This is a genomic window from Acinetobacter pittii ATCC 19004 = CIP 70.29 (assembly GCF_000369045.1).
In the GTDB taxonomy this organism is placed as follows: domain Bacteria; phylum Pseudomonadota; class Gammaproteobacteria; order Pseudomonadales; family Moraxellaceae; genus Acinetobacter; species Acinetobacter pittii.
Window position 1 is genome coordinate 277827 of record NZ_KB849786.1, and the last position, 1598, is coordinate 279424.

1 protein-coding gene is annotated in these 1598 nt (G+C 47.6%); it reads left to right on the forward strand.

The window, feature by feature from the left end; all coding sequences use genetic code 11:
* Positions 1-1598, forward strand: a 1598-nt coding sequence (locus F928_RS22580) for an Ig-like domain-containing protein (protein ID WP_005072936.1), incomplete at both ends; no start/stop codon positions are given.

The following is a 1598-nucleotide window of genomic DNA, read 5'->3' on the forward strand; positions in this document are numbered from 1 at the left end:
AATGGTGACGGCACCTGGACGCTTGCAGACAATACACTTCCTGCGTTAACTGATGGTCCACACACCATTACCGTGACTGCAACAGATGCAGCAGGTAACGTAGGTACAGATACGGGTGTTGTGACAGTTGATACAGCTGCTCCTTCAGTGCCAGTGATCGACCCAGTTAACGGGACAGACCCGATTACAGGTACAGCAGAACCTGGTTCAACAGTGACTGTGACATATCCGGACGGTAGTACAGCAAGTGTTGTAGCAGGACCGGATGGTACTTGGACTGTGCCAAACCCAGGCTTAAATGATGGTGATACGGTAACAGCAGTAACAGAAGATCCGGCAGGCAATACATCAGGCCCAGCAACAGCTGTGGTTGATGCGGTTGCGCCGACAGTAGCGCTTAACGATGTATTGACCAATGACAGTACACCTGAGTTAACCGGTACAGTGAACGATCCAACAGCCACTGTGGTTGTCAATGTGGATGGCACTGACTATCCGGCAGTGAATAATGGTGACGGCACCTGGACGCTTGCAGACAATACACTTCCTGCGTTAACTGATGGTCCACACACCATTACCGTAACTGCAACAGATGCAGCAGGCAATGCGGGTACCGATACAGGGGTTGTAACAGTTGATACAGCTGCACCGAATACAGGGTCAGTAAATTTTGCGATTGATTCAGTAACAGCTGACAATGTGATTAATGCGTCAGAAGCGTCAGGCAACGTTACTGTTACAGGTGTATTGAAAAACGTTCCGGCAGATGCAGCAAATACAGTGGTCACTGTTGTGATTAATGGCCAGACGTATACTGCGACTGTAGATAGCACAGCAGGCACATGGACAGTAAGTGTGCCGGGTAGCGGTTTGGTTGCGGATGCAGATAAAACAATTGATGCCAAAGTAACGTTTACAGATGCAGCAGGTAATAGCAGCAGTGTTAACGATACACAAACATATACAATCGATACCACTGCACCTGATGCTCCAGTAATTAACCCGGTTAACGGGACAGACCCAATTACAGGTACAGCAGAACCTGGTTCAACAGTGACTGTGACTTATCCTGACGGCAGTACAGCAAGTGTTGTAGCAGGACCAGACGGTACGTGGACTGTGCCAAACCCTGGCCTGAATGATGGCGATGAAGTTGAAGCGATTGCTACAGATCCAGCAGGTAACCCATCATTACCAGGCACAGCTATTGTCGATGCAGTTGGCCCAAATACCGATGGTGTCAACTTCGCAGTTGATTCAGTAACAGCTGACAATGTAATTAATGCATCAGAAGCAGCGGGTAATGTCACGATTACTGGTGTTCTGACAAACGTTCCTTCAGATGCGGCTACTACAGCCGTTACAGTTGTTATTAATGGGGTAACTTATAATGCAACTGTAGACAGTGCAGCAGGTACATGGACAGTAAGTGTGCCTGGTAGCGGTTTAACAGCGGATGCAGATAAAATAATTGATGCCAAAGTAACCTTCACTGATGCAGTAGGTAATAGCAGCACTGTTAATGATACACAAACTTATACAATTGATACCACCGCACCAAATGCACCTGTACTTGATCCAATCAATGCAACTGACCC